We start from the raw sequence: 16,697 nt of genomic DNA, 5'->3' as shown, positions 1-16,697 counted from the left end.
TCATCGGGCGGTGACGAGCAGGTCGTCGCGGACGACGTCGCCCGACTTCATCACCCAGCGGATGCCACGCAGGGCGCTGACGTCCTCGAGCGGATTCTCGTCCATCGCGATCAGGTCGGCCCGCTTGCCGACGTCGACGCTGCCGATCGCGTCGTCGGCTCGCAGCCAACGTGCCGGCGCGATCGTCGCCGCGCGCAGCGCCGCCGCCGGGTCGAGTCCGAACGCGGCCATGTGCTCGAGCTCGCGCACGATCGCGGTGGTCCCCTCGAACCGCCAGAACGGCGGCATGTCGCTGCCGAGCAGGATCTCGACACCCGCGTCGAGCGCCATCCGGTACGACTCGATGTGCCGGGGACCGGCGCCGAGCGAGCGCTCCTGCATCCAGGCCGGCACGCCGAGTTCGTCGAAGAAGGCGCCGCAGCGGGTCACGATGAGGGTCGGCACGAGTGCTGTGCCCCTCTCCGCCATGAGCGCCGCGACCTCGGGGGTCAGCTCGTAGCCGTGCTCGACGCAGTCGAGCCCGAGTTCGACGGCGCGGCCGATGATCGGCGCCGGGCCCGCGTGCGCGGTGACCTTGCGGCCCCACGCGTGGGCGATCTCGATGACGGAGGCCATCTCGTCGTCGGTCAGCTGCGGGGTGGCGATGCCCTCGTGCTCGCCCGCGATCCCGCCCGAGATCATCACCTTGATGAGGTCGGCGCCGGCCTTGATCTGGCTGCGCACCCCGGTGGCGAACCCGACGGGGCCGTCGCATTCGAGCGTGTCGTCCCCCTCGTGACCGTGCCCACCGGTGCAGACGAGGGCGCGACCCGCGGTGAAGATATCGGGACCCTGCGCGCGTCCGGCCCGGATCGCGTCGCGCAGCGCGAAGTCCGCGTGCCCCTTCTCGGCGACGCTGCGTACCGTCGTCACCCCGCTGTGCAGGGTGCGGCGTGCGCCGTCGGCCATGTAGAGCGCGAGCCCCGCCGCGTCGAGCGAGTTCAGCACCTCGCCCGCGCTGCCGGGCAGCGACAGCGACAGGTGGTTGTGCATGTTGATCAGCCCGGGCATGACGTAGGCGCCGTCGAGGTCGAGCTCCGCCGGGTTCGCTTCCGCGGCGGCGATCGCCGCGCGCACGTCGCTCTCGGCTCCGACCGCCTCGAGCAGTCCGGCGCGGATCCATAGCGCCCCCGGGGACGCGGTTCCGGCGACGACGTCGATGACCCGCGCGTCGGTCACGAGGAGCTCGTCCGGCTGGGCGGCACCCGCGAGGAAGAGGTCGATGTCGCTCACTCAGGGCCTTTCGTCGCCGGATGTCCTTCGCATCGTTTCACACGCGACACCTCGCGCGGCGCGCACGTCGGGGCGCGACACGCCGCTACGCTCGGCGTCGGCCCGCCGCGCGCCTCGCGCCCCCTCCGATCCCATCGGGCCGCAAGGAGCTAGCGATGGCACTTCCCTGGACTCTGCACGGCGACGGCAAGACCGTCGGCGCCGACGAGATCGTGCTCCCCGAGGAGCGACTCACATGGGGCCGCACGATCGGCTTCGGCATGCAGCACGTCGTCGCCATGTTCGGCGCGACCTTCCTCGTGCCGCTCATCACCGGCTTCCCGCCCGCAACCACCCTCCTGTTCTCGGGCATCGGCACGCTGTTGTTCCTGCTGATCACCCGCAACAAGCTCCCCAGCTACCTCGGCTCCTCGTTCGCGTTCCTCGCCCCGATCGGTGCGGCGACAACCACGGGCGGCCCCGGCACGGCGCTCGCCGGCATGATCATCACCGGCGCGATCCTCGCCCTCGTCGGCGTTCTCGTGCAGGTCGTCGGCACCCGCTGGATCGACATCCTCATGCCGCCGGTGGTGAGCGGCGCGATCGTCGCGCTCATCGGCTTCAACCTCGCACCCGCCGCGCGCGACAACTTCGCGCTCTCGCCGCTCATCGCCACCATCACGCTGCTCGCCATCGTGCTCTCGGCCGTGGTCTTCAAGGGCTTCCTCGGCCGCCTCTCCATCGTGATCGGCGTCGTCGTCGGCTACGTCGCCTCGGTCATCGCCGGCGAGGTCGACTACAGCGAGGTGGGCGACGCCGCGTGGATCGGTCTGCCGCAGTTCACCACTCCCACCTTCTCGGGAGACCAGATCGGCATCTACCTGATGTTCCTGCCCGTCGTCCTCGCGCTCATCGCCGAGAACGTCGGCCACGTGAAGGGCGTCGGTCAGCTGATCCGCCGCGACCTCGACCCCCTGACCGGACGCGCGCTCTTCGCCGACGGCATCGCGACCGTGCTCGCCGGCATCGGCGGCGGCTCCCCCACCACCACCTACGGCGAGAACATCGGCGTCATGGCCGCGACCCGCGTCTTCTCGACTGCCGCCTACTGGGTCGCCGGCTTCACCGCGATCCTGCTCGGACTGTCACCCAAGATCGGCGCGATCATCAACACCATCCCGCCGGGGGTCCTCGGCGGCGTTACCACCGCGCTCTACGGTCTGATCGGCATCATCGGCGTGCGGATCTGGGTCGAGAACAAGGTCGACTTCAGCCGACCGGCGAACCAGCTGACCGCCGGCATCGCCCTGATCATGGGCATCGCGAACTTCACGATCATGGCCGGCGACCTCAGCTTCAGCGGCATCGTCCTCGGCACCATCGCCGCGATCGTCGTCTACCACCTGATGACGGGCATCGCCCGCCTGCGCGGAACCGAGAAGCAGCGCCTCAGCTGACCGGACCGGTCCCGACAACGACTGCCGCCGCACTCGCGGCGGCCGTCGATGTCGGGGGCGCCGTTATCCTGGAAGGATGCCTTCGAACGGTGGCGCGCAGCCCTTCCTCGACGTGCGCGGCATCGCGCAACTCGTCGGTCCGCAGTCCTTCGAACGCGGTCAGGACTACGCCTCGCGCGGCAACGTGCTCGAGCTGTCGTGGGACGCCGACGAGTCGGTGCTCACCGGTCGGGTGCGCGGCGGCGCCCCGCGCCCCTACCTCAGCCGCATCCACTTCCCCGAGGACGCGGCGCAGAACATCACCAGCACCTGCACCTGCCCCGTCGGCGGCGACTGCAAGCACGTCGCCGCGACGCTGATCCGGCGCAACCTGCTCACCGTCCAGGAGCGCATCGGCGGCGGGATGCGGTGGGGCGAGATCGGCGGCGCCGTCACCGAAGAGGTGGTCGCCTCGAAGACCGCGACGCCGACCGCACCCGCCCCGAACGATTGGAAGTCGGCGCTCACCGCCCTCACCGTGCCGCGGAGCCTCGCCGACAACGGACCCACCGCGTACACCTCGATGGGGCTGCTGTTCGAACTGCGCGAGATGGGCGCGATACGCGACCGGTGGCGGGGCGCCTCCGCCCGCACGGCCGATGCCGCGACCCCCGACCGCGCCGATGTGCGCCTCGCCGTCCGACCCGTGACCCGGAGCGGTGCCGGCAACTGGGTCCGCAACACGGTCACTTGGAGCACGGTCGGCTACCACACCGGCCGCCTGCGCCTGAACCCCGACCACCAGAGCTGGCTCGGCCAGATCGCCGCCCTCGACCGGTCGACCCGTGGCAACTTCGGTTTCACCGAAGCCGACTGGATCTACCTCGACCACATCACGAGCCCGCTGCTGTGGCCCCTGCTGCAAAGCGCCGACGACCTCGGCATCGCGCTCGTCACCGGCAAGAAGGGCGACCCGATCGAGTTCGGGGACAGCGCCAGCATCGCCGTCGAGATCTTCGCGTCGAACGACTCCACCGGGAGTGCCGACGGGCCGCGCGACCTCCGGGTGGTCCCCGCCGTGCGCATCGGCGGCGAAGCCCGACCGGTGGCGACGACCCGTCTGATCGGCGACCACGGCCTGTACTCGTGGAGCTTCGACCCCGCCACCCGCCTCACGCTCGCACCGACATCGGCGCCAGTGTCGGGCGAGCAGCGACAGTTGCTGCGCAACCCGACGACCGTCGTCGTTCCCGCCGCCGACGCCGACGAGTTCCTCACCGAGTACTTCCCGACTCTGCGCCGCACGATCGCGGTGAGCAGCCCCGACGCGTCCGTCGACCTGCCGGCCGCCCCGTCGGCCGTGCTCGAGCTGACCGCGACCTTCGCGAAGGGCGACGTGCTGCGTCTCGACTGGCGCTGGCAGTACGGCCCCGATCGGGCGAAGCTCCCGTTCGCGACGGGCGACGGATTCCGCGACCCCGACGCCGAGACGAAGATCCTCCAGGAGGCCGCGGCCGCCGGCATCGCGGTCGCGGCGACCGACGCGACGACCCTGCACGGCGTCGACGCCGCCGAGTTCACCGAGCATCAGCTCCCCCGGATCCGAGAGATTCCCGGGGTCACGGTCGTCGTGATCGGCGACCAGCCCGACTACCGCGAGCTCTCCGGCGACCCCTCGCTGACGGTGTCGACCGTCGAGACCGACCAGCGCGACTGGTTCGACCTCGGCGTCATCATCACGATCGACGGCAAGAAGGTGCCGTTCGGTCCGATCTTCAAGGCACTCGTTAAGGGGCAGAACAAGCTCCTGCTCATCGACAAGTCGTACCTGAACCTGCGGCAGCCGGTCTTCGACCGGCTCCGCGACCTCATCCTCGAGGCCTCCGAGCTCGACGAGTGGGAGACCGGAGTCCGCATCAGCCGCTACCAGGCGGGCCTCTGGGCCGACTTCGAGGACCTCGCCGACGAGAGCGAGCAGTCGATCGCGTGGCGCGAATCCGTCGCCGGGCTGCTGGCCCTCGTCGACAAGGAGGGCGTCGACCACACGCCTCTGCCGACCGGGCTCGACGCGCAGCTGCGCCCGTACCAGCACGACGGGTTCGACTGGCTCGCCTTCCTCTGGGAGCACCGGCTCGGCGGTGTCCTCGCCGACGACATGGGACTCGGCAAGACGATCCAGACGCTCGCCCTGGCGGCGCACGCCGTCGAGACCCGGCCCGCTGCGCAGCGCCGGCCGTTCCTCGTCGTCGCTCCCACCTCGGTGGTCCCCAACTGGGTGAGCGAGGCGAAGCGGTTCACCCCCGGTCTGCGGGTCGTCGGCATCACCGAGACCGAGCGCAAATCGCGGGTCTCGCCGGCGTCGCACGCCGAGCAGGCCGACATCGTGATCACCTCCTACGCCCTGTTCCGCCTCGACTTCGCGGGCTACAAGGCGGTGAGATGGGAGGCTCTGGTGCTCGACGAGGCACAGTTCGTGAAGAACCCCGAGTCGAAGGCGCACGAGAACGCGGTGGAGCTCGACGCGGCGGTGAAGTTCGCGATCACCGGCACGCCGATGGAGAACAGTCTCACCGACCTGTGGTCGCTGTTCCGGATCGTCGCCCCCGGCCTGTTCCCCTCGTCCCGACGGTTCCGTGAGGACTACCTGCGGCCCATCACCTCGGGCAGCGGGCTCGACAAGCTGGCGACGCTGCGCCGCCGCATCCGGCCGCTCATGATGCGCCGCACGAAGGAGCTGGTCGCCGCGGATCTCCCGCCGAAGCAGGAGCAGGAGCTGAGGGTCGACCTCGCTCCCGCGCACCGCGCGCTCTACGACCGGTTCCTGCAGCGGGAACGTCAGAAGCTGCTGGGACTGCTCGCGGACATGAACAAGAACCGGTTCATCGTCTTCCGCTCGCTCACCCTGCTGCGCATGCTGAGCCTCGATGCATCGCTGCTCGACGAGAAGTACGCCGGCACGCCGTCGGCGAAGCTCGACGCCCTGCTCGAACACCTCGAGGACGTCATCGCAGAGGGCCACAAGGCGCTCGTCTTCAGCCAGTTCACCTCGTTCCTCGGCAAGGCGGGCGAGAGGTTGACGGCTGCGGGCATCGACTTCGAATACCTCGACGGGTCGACCACGCGGCGGTCGGAGGTGATCGACCGGTTCAGAACCGGTCCGGCCCCGGTGTTCCTGATCAGCCTCAAGGCGGGAGGCTTCGGCCTCAACCTGACCGAGGCCGACTACGTCTTCCTACTCGATCCGTGGTGGAATCCCGCCGCCGAGGAACAGGCCGTCGACCGCACGCACCGCATCGGGCAGACCCGGTCGGTGAACGTCTACCGGCTGGTCGCGAGCGGCACCATCGAGGAAAAGGTGATGGCGTTGAAGGAGCAGAAAGCGCGACTCTTCGACGCGGTCATCGATGACGACGCGATGTTCAGCGACTCCCTCACGGCAGACGACATCCGCGCGCTGCTCGACTGAACGAGCAGCGCGCGGATGCGGCGTGACCTTCGGGTCAGCGGCGGGCGCCGCGGCCCTTCACGCTGATGTAGATGAGCAGCACGATGATCGCGCCGATCACGGAGCCGATGATGCCGGCCGGCTGGAAGAAGCCGTCCTGCGAGTCGGCGCCGAAGATGAGGAATCCGAGGAAGCCTCCGACGAACGATCCGATGACACCGAGGACGATGGTCATGAGGATCGACATGCTCTGACGTCCCGGCACGATGAGCCGGGCGAGCGCACCCGCGATCAAGCCGATGACGATGATGCTGATGATGAGACCGATCACGGTGTTCCTTTCGACATGCGAACGGGACGCTTCCGCCCCGACACGACAAGTCGATCATCCACGGCCCGCTCATGCCAGCTGACCAGCCGACACTCAGCTGATGCTCGGCTGACACGCACGTCAGCCGCGAGTGCGCCCTGAGAACGCCCTGCCCGCGCTTGAAGGAATCGCGTCGAGGATCGCGCCGAGGTGCCCGGTCAGACGTTCTCGGGCACCGGGAGGAACCACGGCGGGTACACGACGATGCGAGGCGCCTTCGTGCCGCTCTCGCGCAGAGTGGCACGGACGTGGTCTCGCACCGGCTCGTTCGGCACGGCGAGCACCGCGACCTTCGCCAGCGGGTACTCCCCTCGCACCAGGACTTCGGCATCGAGCAGTTCGGGGTCGGCGAGCTCGGCTCGGCGAGCCAGCTGCGACGCAGCGACCGAGCCCACCCCGAAGCGGGAGGACGGCGCACCGGCGTCGCCGTCGGACACCACGATCTCGGGCCCGACCGCGGCGACCGTGCCGACGAGCACCGCGAACTGGGTCGGCTTCGACTGACGCGCCTCCGGTGACCAGCGTCCGTCGTGCGCTCCGGTGCGCACCTCGTCCCACCACGACGCGTGAGGGCTCAGCGAGAACGACACGAAGTCGGTCAGCGGCGCGTCGGGCGCCACCTCGACGCCCGCGCGTCGCTCGCGCAGGAACGGGGACGCGATGTCGAACTCGGGCACCGCCGACGAACGGATCGCGCCGTCGATGAAGATCGCGTCGAGATTGCGCAGGTGGGTGACGTGGTAGATCCGTCGCTCCGCGAACGGGGCCGAGTCGAGTTCAGGGGCCTTCCTCGACGAGCCGGGAACCCTGCTGCGCGGGCCGACCGATGCCGCTCGCGCGCGGGTCTTCGGCGCCGCGACCGCCTTCTTCGGCTCCTCCCGCGGGAAGCAGATGTCGCAAAGGCCCTCGTCGAATCCGTGAATGCATTCCGCCACCGCCAAAAAACAGCCCCTCTCGCCGGTCTCGTCCTGCCTCCAAGGCTACGCGAGCGTGGAGCCCTCCGGCCGCCGCGGGGGCGGCGCATAGACGCGGAGCGCCCGCGCCTGCACCCTCAACTCCGCCCCGTAGTCGCTGCCGGGACGTTCGAGCTCACCGTCGTGGGCGAACGGCACATCCCCGCGACCTTTCGACGTCACGCCGAGGCGCACCGACGACGCCGTGAACGACTCGACGTCGGATCGCGGCGGCAGCAGGTGCAGCACGCGCAGCACCGCCGAGGTCTTGCGCCCGAACGCCAACGACGTGATGGCGCGAAGCCGCGAACCGCGCGCGTGCAGCATCCGGACGTCGAGCACGTCGTCGTCGAGACTGCGCCGCTGCATCGTCGCGATCTGTTCGGGCTCGTTGCGGCCGACGCTCGCGAACAGCGACCAGACCCGGATCCGGCGGCCGTCGACCTCGACATCGACGGGCGACGCGGAGCGCAGCACCGTGGCGGCGGCGAGTACCCCGGCGAGCCACTTGCCGAGCCGCTTCTTGCGCTTCTTGCGGTCCGCCACGAAGTCCGGGTACACACCGACGGACGCGGTGTTCAGCACGGTCAGAGACCGCCCGTCGACCTCGAGGTCGGCCGCACTGACCAGAACGCCGGTGCCGCGCTCCGCGGCATCCAGCGAATCGTCGACGGTGGGCACGCCGGCGGCCCGGGCGAAGTGGTTGAAGGTTCCGCCGGGAAGGACCAGCAGCGGGAGGTCGAACTCGCGCGCGAGATGCGCCATCCGCGACACCGAACCGTCGCCGCCGAGGACGCCGAGCACCCGCGGCGGCCGATCGGAGCCCATCGCCTCGCGGACGGCGTCGTCGGCCGTCTCATCGGGACGGAGCTCGTGCACCTGCGCCGCCGGTAGCCGGCGCGTGATCTGCAGGCGCGGATCCGCGCGCAGCACGTCCTTGCCCGCCTTGCGATTCATCACGATGAACGCGTCGGCGCCATCGCCCAGCGTCGGCAGCTCGACCGCCTCGCCCGTACCGGGTATCGGCTGCTCGCTCGGTGTCTGCGCCGGAGCGACGAGGCGGCCGACGACCGCCACCGCACCGCCCAGGGCGGCTCCCGCGACGACATCCGACAGCCAGTGGGCCCCCACGTGCAGTCTCGAGTAGACGACCCCGGCGGCGAGCGGCGCGACGAGGAACCCGGCCGCAGGCGATTCGAGCGTCACCCCGGTCGCGAACGCGGCGGCGCTCGCCGAGTGCCCCGATGGGAAGGATGCCGACGCGGGATAGACGTGCAGGCGACGGGCGAGCGGGATGTGCTTCACGAGCGGGCGGGGACCGCCGAAGAGACGCTTCCCTACGAGGTTGGCGAGAGCGCTCGCGGCGAGGAGGGACAGCACACCGCGGATCGCGGCCCGCCGACGCCCGGTGAGGAAGAGGACGCCGGCGATCGCGAACCAGAGCCGGCCGTGATCGGCCGTCCGTGAGAGCCGCCGATATCCGCCGTCGCGCCACCGGTGCGCGCGACGTGCGTTGATCAGTCGACCCGCGCGTCGATCGAGACGTCGCACCCAACCGGGCAGCAGCCGGGCACGGCGGTAGGCGACGACCGGGTGTCTCATGCTCACTCGTACGAGTCGAGGAGGTCTTCGAACCAGGGGTGGCCACGGTGGTGCGCCAGCACCGGGTCGACCCGCGCCGCCGCCCGCAGTTCGGGCACGACCAGGGCGTACCGCAGCCGCTCGGCGACGTGCGCCTCGATCACCACCTTCTGCGATGGCGGCAGGGAGTCGCGCCACTGCGTCGAGAAGTAGCAGGCGCCGTTGAAGGCGACCCTCGGCGACGAGGACCGGAGGGCGCGCTGCGACCAGAGGTCCACCGGTGACGACGTGCCCTTCTCCCCCGGGACGACCTCGACGTACATGAGCCCGGCGGACAGCCGCATGCGGTCGCGGAGACCGCCGGATGCGGGGGTGCCGTTGGCGAGCAGGTCGACGAGACGGCGCGCGTTGCGCTCACGGCGGGCGTCGCCGATGCCGAACTCCTGCAGGTTGAGGGAGGCGGCGAGGTACCCGATGAGCAGACGCCGGACGAGGTCGAGAGAACCGGGCGCCGGCATCTCGCCCTCGATGTGGCCGACCTCGGGGTCCGGTGTCACGACCACGGGGCTCGTCGACGCCGGAACGCTCGACGGAGCCACGAGCAGCGACTCGATCCGGCGCTCGAGCAGCTCCAGGTAGGGCACGATCTCCTCGGGCCGGTCCGCGTGCCGGAACATCGCATGGTGGAGTGCGCTCTCGGCGACGAGGTTGTCCGGATCCGCTTCGAGCGACGCGGCGAGCAGCCGACGCTTCGTCTCAGGGTCGGCATCGAACGCGGTGGTCGCGACGTACTGGAGTGCGACGCTCTCCCATGAGGTCGAGCCGAGCGCCTCGAATCCGTCGTATTCGGTCGCGAGCGCGGTGATCACGACGGCGGCCGCGCACTCGTGCACGAACGGCAGGAGCACGGGCGGCGCGGGCTCGTCCACGGGTCGGGCGGCGGCGATCGCGGGCGGGCTCGACTCCCCGCTCGCCGGATCGGTGATGCCGACCGGGAAGAGGCGCGACGGGTCGACCTCGTGGGCGGCGACCGCGCGGCCGTTCCGGGTCACGATGACGGAGGCGCGGTCGTCCTCGATGGCGACGAGGACGCGCCACGGAGTCGTCGTGAAGAGCGCGGAGCCGACGAGACGAACGAGCTGCACGACGGGGTTCGTCGCGGGAGCCTGCAGCACCGCATCGGCGAGGGCCGTCACGTCGGAGCCGATGGGCGCCTCGACTCCGCGCGGCGGCGCCGCGCCGATCGACTGCAGCTGAGCGATGACCTGAGCGGACGCCTCTCGGATGTTCCGGTCCCCCTCGCGGACTTCGATGCCGATGCGGAGCCTTCCCGCGAAGGCGGCGCCGAGCAGCACGCTGCCCGCAAGACCGACGAGAGCCCAGAGCGCGAGGAGCGACGGGATGCCGAGCGGAAGGGTCGCAGCGAGAAGAACAGCGCCGGCCGCCGCGAGCACGAGCCCCGCGGACGTGACCGTCACCCGCCGCACACGGCTCCGCACCGCCGGCCACGGCATGCCCGGCAGGAGCGCCGCGAGACGGCCGAGGATCGCGAAGACGAGGAAGGCGACCCCGGCGGTCAACAGTGCCGGGAGCAGCGGAACGATGAGACCGACAGCGACGCGATCCCAGTCGCGTGCGAACGATTGGGCGGGCGACGGCACCTCCTGCATCGAGCCGGCCTGCGCCGCGGCGTCGAGCGCGGCGAGCCGCTCGGGCTCGCAGTCGACCACCGGCGTCGGGGACGGCGTCGGCGTGCTGGTGCGTCGCGTCACGGTGGGCGCCGGCGTCGGGGCGCCGTCGCGGTAGCGGTCGATGAGGTCGAGCGCGGCGTCCGGTTCGCCCGAGTCGGTGAGCGTGGCGGCGCGGTCGCAGACCGCTTGGACCGTCGCGTCGTCCGCGGACAGCGCGGTGACCGCGGGCGCGGGACCGGCCGTCGCGGCGCAGCCGCTGAGGGCGGCGCCGGCGAGAAACGTCACGGCGACCGCGAGGACGAGCCTGCGACGGCGCGTCCCCGGTTCGGTCCCTCGCTGGTCGCGCCGAACCGAACCGCCCATGTACGCCTCCTGCAAGGACCTCGCTGCCACCTACGCCCAGTGTGCGTATACCCGCGACGGCATGACAAGGGCTTTCGGCGCGTCGTGAGCCGCCTGCCGACGGCTGTACAGCGGTCGTTCAGCGGATTGGCGGCGGGTCGCTCGCCGCGGGCGTGGCTGGGTGGTGCTAGCGGCGGGCCGGGCGAGCGGGACCGGAAGTCAGTGGAAGCTGGCGCGACGCACCGAGGCGGCGACGGGCCGGGCGGGCAGCACCGTGAAGTGCTGCACGACGACGGCCAGTGCCGCGAAAGCGACGGTGAAGGGCAGGAAGGTCACGGCCAGCATGACGAGCGGCTCGTCGTAGACGCCGGGCGCGCTCGCGATCGCGAGGCTCCAGAGTCCGATGCCCGCGACGGCGACCGCTGCGGTGATCGCGAGCGCCGTGGTGACGCGTTCGAGTCGGCGGTGCCGGTAGGCCCGCACGAAGCGGCGGCCGAAGATCGCACCGCACAGCGGCAGTCCGAGCACGAGCAGCAGCACGCCGGCGACGCCGGCGCCGAGACCGAGCAGGAGCTCGGGAACGAGCGGAGCAGACATAGCGAGCGGAACAGACATGTGGATCCCCCAATCCGGTGTCTGAACGCTATTGCCGCGCCGGGAAGGAGAAGAACCCCCAGTCAGGGTGTGGTTACGCCCATCGGCCGACGCGCAGGCGACGCGCAGACGGCGTGCCGGGACACCCCGGCACGCCGACTCGTTGTCGTGCTACGTCTACTTCTTCTCGACGGCGTCCTTCAGGGCTCCCGTCGCCTCTCGACGAGGTTCGGCTTCGGATCGGTGCCGTAGAAGCGCTCATCGGGCACCGTCGGCGGCGGCATCGGCACGCTCGAGGTGGGGCCGTCGTGGTAGCTGAACTCGCCCTTCCCGTCCGGAGTCGGTCCCTTGGCCCAGCTGCCCTCGGCCGCAGCGGCCCCATCGGAGAAGTTGAGGTACTGGTAGTGCACGTCCTGATCCTCCTTCGCCTGCGGGAAGTTGTTCGGCACCGGCAGCAGCTCGGCGCCCTCCTCCTGCAGCTCGCGGGCGGCGGCGATCCACTGGTTCTGGTGCATCGTGTCGCGCGCGATGAGGAAGGACAGGAGATCGCGGACCCCCTTGTCGTCGGTCATGTGGTAGAGCCGGGCGGCCTGGAGGCGCCCCTGCATCTCGCCGTTCGCGTTGGCCGTGAAGTCGGCGAGCAGGTTGCCGCTCGCGGTGATGTAGCTGCCCTGCCACGGGTTGCCGTTCGAGTCGACCGCGCGGGCGCCCGCACCCGCGACGATGGCGTGCTGCACATCCATGCCGCCGATCACGGCGCCGAGCACCGGGTCGGCCTTGGCGGCATCCTCGGCCTGTTGGACGGGGGCCTTCTCGAGCAGCTGGGCGATCATGATGGCGAGCATCTCGACGTGTCCGAACTCCTCGGCGGCGATGCCGTAGAGCAGGTCGCGGTACTTGCCGGGGATATGGGTGTTCCAGGCCTGGAAGCCGTACTGCATGGCGATGGTGATCTCGCCGTACTGGCCACCCAGCACCTCTTGGAGTCGACGGGCGTAGATGGCGTCGGGCTTGTCGGGGACGGCCTTGTGCTGGAGTTCTTGACGGTGGAAGAACATGCGTGTCCAATCTCGGGGTTTCGACTCGCAGGCGATTGCCCGCGCATCCATACCAAGGGGTTCCGCTGGGCGTTCTCGGACCACTCCCTGGAAGCCGAGACAGACTTTCCGAGCATCCGCACGCGCCCCTTGACGGGGGCGCGTGCCGTCGATACGGAAGAAGAGGATCCAGTTCCCCCATGCCCCGTCAGCGCATCGAGACGATCAGCGTCGTCATCCCGGTCAAGGACGATGTCGAGGAGCTCCGCCGCTGCCTCGTCGACCTGTCCCGGCAGACGCGACCGGCCGACGAGGTGGTGGTCGTCGACAATGCGAGTTCGCGCGATGTCGGGTCGGTCGCCCGGGCGATGGGCGCCCGGGTGGTGCCCGAGGGGCGACCGGGGATCCCGGCCGCGGCGGCGACGGGGTTCGACGCCGCGCGCGGCGACCTGATCGCCCGCTGCGACGCCGACTCGCGACTCCCCGGCGACTGGCTCGAGCGGATGGTGGACGCGTTCGACGACCCGCACGTCGGCGCCGTCAGCGGTCCGGGTCGCTTCTACGGTCTGACCGGCGTCGCCCGCGCGTTCGATCGCCCCCTGTCGTGGGCGTACATGGGCGCCTACCGCCTCGCTGCGGGCACGGCCCTCGGACATCCGCCGCTCTTCGGATCGAACCTCGCGGTCCGGAGCGGCCTGTGGCGGGCGATCCGAGACGACGTGCACCTGACGCCCGACCTCCACGACGACATGGACCTCAGCTTCCACGTCGGCGAGCGCGCGAGGATCGTGTTCGATCCCGCCCTCACGGTCGGCATCTCCGCCGATCCGCTGCGCGGCGGAGCGTTCACCCGTCTGGCGCGGGGGTTCCGCTCGGTGTTCGTGCACTGGCCCCACGACCTGCCGCCGCTGCGCTGGGCGAGGCTCTCCGGCCGAGCGCTTCGACGGCGTCTGCGGACCGTCTAGGCCCGTCCGGCCGAGCGGGCGAGGGCGACCGCGCTGCGCACCCCCGCCCGCCACGGCTCGCCGTGACCGGGCAGAACGATGCGCGCCTCGGTGGCCGCGAGGGCGTCGAGCGAGGCGAGGGCGAGGGCGCTGTCCGCGGTCGCGGCACCGGCGACGATGCGCGGCCCCGTCCTGCCCGTGTACGGGTCGAGGGTGACGAGCGCATCGCCCGAGAGCAGCGCGTCGCGTTCGGGCAGGTGGAGGGCGCTGTGCCCGTAGGTGTGGCCGGGTGAGAACACCACGCGAGGCGAACCGGGGACGGGGAGGACGTCTCCCGGCGCGAATCCTCGGAGCGACTCGATGCCGCGCACTCCGAAGGCGCCGGCGGCCGCCATGCGGGTCAGGATCGGGATGCCCCGCGGGTGCGCGATCGGGTAGATCGCCCGCGGGTTCTCGTGCGCGTAGCGGTAGGGGTGGGCGGCGATGTAGTCCTCGATCGGGTGGCCGAAGACGGGCACGCGCCACTGCTCGTGCATCCGACGCGCGAATCCGAGATGGTCGAAGTGGGCGTGGGTCAGAACCAGCGCCTTGACCGCCCGCCGGTCGGCCCCGATCGCCTCGAGGGCGGCGGGCAGCAGGGCCCACGTCTTGGGCAGCGCTGCGTCGACGATCGTCACCTCGTCGCCCTCCACCAGGAGGTAGCAGTTGACGAACGCGTGCGCCAGCCGATGCACTCCGGGCGCCACGTTGCGGGTGAGCACCGCGTCACCGGCGCGCGCCCGGCGTCCCCCGGTTCTGTTTCCGACCGTCATCGTTCCCTCCCACGTCGCGCGCGGTTCGCACGTCGCAAGGAACGAGAATCTAGGCGTACCTCCCGCCTCAGTGGCTGAGTGGATGCCGATGACGGGGTGGGAGAAACGGGCGCCGATTCCGCGTCCCTGTGAATCCCCGGGGCCTTGGCGGCGAGTCGCCGGGACCGGCTTGCCGCCCGGCGGGGGCGAGGCGTTGGCTTGGCACACCACGACGCGAGGAGGCATGCCCATGAGCACGAGCGCACACGACGGCCGACCGGAGCACACCGAGGTGGCATCTCCCCCGACTGTCGCGTCGGTCGCCGCGGTCGCATCGACGACCGAGGACGTCGAGGCGGCCGAGCCGACGCATCCCGACCGCCCGGTCGGCGTGAACGTCGACACGGCGGCGCTCGGCACCGAGCCGGGTGCGAGCGAGCCGGAGGCCGCCGCGCCGCAGGTCTCCGACGGCGAGTTCGGCGACCCGGAGGCCTAGGCGCGCGTTCAGTGCGTCGATCGACGACGACGAGTGAGGAGAAGCGATGAGTTCGCAATCGAGCGGGACCCACGGACAGCAGCGTGACGACGAGCTGAAGCACGAGGCGCAGTCCGTCGTGCAGGGACACGGGTCGGGACACGTCGAGGAATGGCGGCAGAGCACCGCGCTTCCCGACGACACCGACGACGCGGAGGCCGCGCAGGCGCTGGGCGTCGACGGGGACCTGCAGGACAGCACGCGCCCCGGCGCGACCGACCAGGACTGACGGACCGCGGGCGAGGGACGAAGAGGAAGGAACTGCAGTGGCGGACGCCGGAGCAGGGGTGAAAGAACGACTGTCGGAACTGGTGCGGACGCCGGGGCCGTGGGTGAGCGTGGTCGTCGATGTCTCGGGAGACCGGTCCGATCCGGCGGGTCTCGCAGCGTCGCGGCGCCGGTCCGTGCGCGATGCGCTCGGCAAGGAGGGCGCGCCCGACGGTCTCATCGACCGCATCGAGGACGCGCTCCTCGAACCGCTGGGGATGCCGAGTCCGCTCACCCGGTGCCTGTTGGCCCACGGGGACCGCATCGATTTCGCGGACGCCATCCCGGGGACGCCACCGGTCGAAGAGCTCGCGGCGTACGGTCCGCTCCCCCTGCTGGTGCCGCTGCTGCGACAGCGGCGCCTGGAGATGTGCTACCTCGTGGTCGAGGCCGGACGCGACGCGGGCGATATCGCCCTGTACCGCACCGGCTCCGTCGCGGCCGAACTGACCGAGACGGTGCAGGGCCGCACCGACAGCCTCCCCAAGGTGCAGATGGGCGGCTGGTCGCACCTGCGCTGGCAGCACCACAGCGAGGAGATCTGGAAACAGAACGAGACCCAGCTGGCGGCGGCCGTCGACGCGCTCGTCCTCGAGCACCGTCCCCGCCTGGTGGTCGTGAGCGGCGATGTGCGCGCACGCCAGCTCCTCCTCGACGCGTTCGCGCCCGCGACCCGCGCGCTCGTGGAGGAGCTCCCCGTGCACACCCGCGCGGATGGCGCCTCGCCCACCGTCCTGCAGGAGTTCGTCGAGCAGCGCATCGACGCGCTGTGCGCCGCCGACCTCGACTCCCGCCTCGACCGCCTGCGCCAGGAGGTGGGCCGTGGCGACAGCTCGGGGGTCACCGGGGTGGGCTGGGTCGTCCACGCGCTGCGCCAGGCTCAGGTCGAGACGCTGTTCCTCGACCCGGACTCGCTCGGCGACCGCACGCTGCTCGCGCTCGATGACGTCCCCTGGGTCGCCACGGCACCCGAGGACGCCGCACCCGCCGGCATCATCGCGCCCGTTCCCGCCGCAGAGGCGCTCGCCCGCGCGGCGATCATCACCGACGCGGACATCCGCTTCGTGACCGCGTCGCAGCTTCCGGGCGGTGGCGGGGCCGCGGCCCTGCTCCGCTGGCCGGGCACGCCCTCCTGACGGAGAGATCCAAGAAGAAGCGATCCGAAGAAGAAGAAGAACAAGAAGAGAACGGAAAGGACGACATATGGCGGACGTCAGCCCCATCGACATCCAGAAGGCGCTCGGAGGCGTCGACTATCCGGCCGACAAGGAAGCGTTGGTGAGCAACGCCGAGTCGTCGGGCGCGAGCGACGAGGTCCTCGAAGCCCTCCGCGGCATCCCGGACAAGACCTACGACGGCCCCACGGGCGTCAGCGCGGCGATCTTCGACTGAGCATCCGCGGCCCCCTCCGGTGTCGGCGGCTGCTGTTAGCTTCAGCAGGTCGATCCTGGAAGGAGGCC

14 protein-coding genes and 1 pseudogene are annotated in these 16,697 nt (G+C 70.9%); 7 read left to right on the top strand and 8 right to left on the bottom strand.

Going from position 1 to position 16,697, the window contains the following annotated elements:
- Positions 1-1,272: an amidohydrolase family protein gene (locus NGH83_RS06345; RefSeq protein ID WP_251858217.1), complete on the bottom strand. Its 1,272-nt coding sequence runs from the start codon at positions 1,270-1,272 to the stop codon at positions 1-3.
- Positions 1,273-1,427: 155 nt separating this feature from the next.
- Here NGH83_RS06345 and NGH83_RS06340 point away from each other — a divergent pair, with 155 nt between their 5' ends.
- Positions 1,428-2,708: a uracil-xanthine permease family protein gene (locus tag NGH83_RS06340; RefSeq protein WP_251858216.1), complete on the top strand. Its 1,281-nt coding sequence runs from the start codon at positions 1,428-1,430 to the stop codon at positions 2,706-2,708.
- 76 nt (positions 2,709-2,784) lie between these two features.
- A complete protein-coding gene (locus tag NGH83_RS06335; RefSeq protein ID WP_251858215.1) occupies positions 2,785-6,153 on the top strand; it encodes a DEAD/DEAH box helicase in 3,369 nt (1,122 codons plus the stop codon).
- 34 nt (positions 6,154-6,187) lie between these two features.
- On the opposite strand, the gene NGH83_RS06330 is transcribed toward NGH83_RS06335, so the two are convergent.
- The 6 genes and pseudogenes from NGH83_RS06330 to NGH83_RS06305 all read right to left on the bottom strand — a co-directional run bounded on the left by NGH83_RS06330 (position 6,188) and on the right by NGH83_RS06305 (position 12,721).
- Positions 6,188-6,463, bottom strand: a complete 276-nt coding sequence (locus NGH83_RS06330) for a GlsB/YeaQ/YmgE family stress response membrane protein (protein ID WP_251858214.1) — start codon at positions 6,461-6,463, stop codon at positions 6,188-6,190.
- A gap of 197 nt (positions 6,464-6,660) precedes the next feature.
- Positions 6,661-7,437, bottom strand: coding sequence for a DarT ssDNA thymidine ADP-ribosyltransferase family protein (locus tag NGH83_RS06325; RefSeq protein WP_251858213.1), 777 nt, complete (start codon positions 7,435-7,437; stop codon positions 6,661-6,663).
- Between the two features lie 45 nt (positions 7,438-7,482).
- On the bottom strand, positions 7,483-9,057 hold the full coding sequence (locus tag NGH83_RS06320; protein ID WP_251858212.1) for a bifunctional phosphatase PAP2/diacylglycerol kinase family protein: 1,575 nt from the start codon (positions 9,055-9,057) through the stop codon (positions 7,483-7,485).
- 2 nt (positions 9,058-9,059) lie between these two features.
- Positions 9,060-11,120: a hypothetical protein gene (locus tag NGH83_RS06315; RefSeq protein WP_251858211.1), complete on the bottom strand. Its 2,061-nt coding sequence runs from the start codon at positions 11,118-11,120 to the stop codon at positions 9,060-9,062.
- Positions 11,121-11,288: 168 nt separating this feature from the next.
- A complete protein-coding gene (locus tag NGH83_RS06310) occupies positions 11,289-11,684 on the bottom strand; it encodes a hypothetical protein (protein ID WP_251858210.1) in 396 nt (131 codons plus the stop codon).
- A gap of 156 nt (positions 11,685-11,840) precedes the next feature.
- A pseudogene (locus NGH83_RS06305) lies at positions 11,841-12,721 on the bottom strand (manganese catalase family protein).
- Positions 12,722-12,900: 179 nt separating this feature from the next.
- Between NGH83_RS06305 and NGH83_RS06300 the strand changes: the two are divergent.
- Positions 12,901-13,665 carry a glycosyltransferase family 2 protein gene (locus NGH83_RS06300; RefSeq protein WP_251858209.1) on the top strand — a complete coding sequence of 255 codons (765 nt, stop codon included), beginning with the start codon at positions 12,901-12,903 and terminating at the stop codon, positions 13,663-13,665.
- Here the strand turns inward: NGH83_RS06300 and NGH83_RS06295 are convergent.
- Positions 13,662-14,456 (bottom strand): MBL fold metallo-hydrolase, encoded by a 795-nt coding sequence (locus NGH83_RS06295; protein WP_251858208.1) that lies wholly within the window; start codon positions 14,454-14,456, stop codon positions 13,662-13,664. The genes NGH83_RS06300 and NGH83_RS06295 overlap by 4 nt on opposite strands.
- A gap of 229 nt (positions 14,457-14,685) precedes the next feature.
- Here NGH83_RS06295 and NGH83_RS06290 point away from each other — a divergent pair, with 229 nt between their 5' ends.
- From NGH83_RS06290 to NGH83_RS06275, 4 genes are all read left to right on the top strand, one after another.
- Entirely contained in the window at positions 14,686-14,931 is a 246-nt protein-coding gene (locus NGH83_RS06290; RefSeq protein WP_251858207.1) for a hypothetical protein, read from the top strand.
- A gap of 46 nt (positions 14,932-14,977) precedes the next feature.
- Complete coding sequence (locus NGH83_RS06285; protein ID WP_251858206.1) at positions 14,978-15,199, top strand: hypothetical protein; 222 nt, start codon at positions 14,978-14,980, stop codon at positions 15,197-15,199.
- Positions 15,200-15,236: 37 nt separating this feature from the next.
- Positions 15,237-16,373: a Vms1/Ankzf1 family peptidyl-tRNA hydrolase gene (locus NGH83_RS06280; protein ID WP_251858205.1), complete on the top strand. Its 1,137-nt coding sequence runs from the start codon at positions 15,237-15,239 to the stop codon at positions 16,371-16,373.
- 67 nt (positions 16,374-16,440) lie between these two features.
- Positions 16,441-16,629, top strand: a complete 189-nt coding sequence (locus NGH83_RS06275; RefSeq protein WP_251858204.1) for a DUF2795 domain-containing protein — start codon at positions 16,441-16,443, stop codon at positions 16,627-16,629.
- The last annotated feature ends 68 nt before the right edge of the window (positions 16,630-16,697 follow it).

The sequence above is a fragment of the Herbiconiux sp. L3-i23 genome (genome assembly GCF_023734115.1).
Lineage (GTDB): Bacteria > Actinomycetota > Actinomycetes > Actinomycetales > Microbacteriaceae > Naasia.
This window is presented reverse-complemented; position numbering and strand designations above follow the sequence as displayed.

Excerpts from the sequence above, each read along its gene's own strand:
- NGH83_RS06290 (WP_251858207.1), top strand. The coding sequence starts at position 14,686 with ATGAGCACGAGCGCACACGACGGCCGACCGGAGCACACCGAGGTGGCA.
- NGH83_RS06320 (WP_251858212.1), bottom strand. The coding sequence starts at position 9,057 with ATGAGACACCCGGTCGTCGCCTACCGCCGTGCCCGGCTGCTGCCCGGT.
- NGH83_RS06275 (WP_251858204.1), top strand. The coding sequence starts at position 16,441 with ATGGCGGACGTCAGCCCCATCGACATCCAGAAGGCGCTCGGAGGCGTC.
- NGH83_RS06285 (WP_251858206.1), top strand. The coding sequence starts at position 14,978 with ATGAGTTCGCAATCGAGCGGGACCCACGGACAGCAGCGTGACGACGAG.
- NGH83_RS06335 (WP_251858215.1), top strand. The coding sequence starts at position 2,785 with ATGCCTTCGAACGGTGGCGCGCAGCCCTTCCTCGACGTGCGCGGCATC.
- NGH83_RS06310 (WP_251858210.1), bottom strand. The coding sequence starts at position 11,684 with ATGTCTGTTCCGCTCGCTATGTCTGCTCCGCTCGTTCCCGAGCTCCTG.
- NGH83_RS06340 (WP_251858216.1), top strand. The coding sequence starts at position 1,428 with ATGGCACTTCCCTGGACTCTGCACGGCGACGGCAAGACCGTCGGCGCC.
- NGH83_RS06300 (WP_251858209.1), top strand. The coding sequence starts at position 12,901 with ATGCCCCGTCAGCGCATCGAGACGATCAGCGTCGTCATCCCGGTCAAG.
- NGH83_RS06295 (WP_251858208.1), bottom strand. The coding sequence starts at position 14,456 with ATGACGGTCGGAAACAGAACCGGGGGACGCCGGGCGCGCGCCGGTGAC.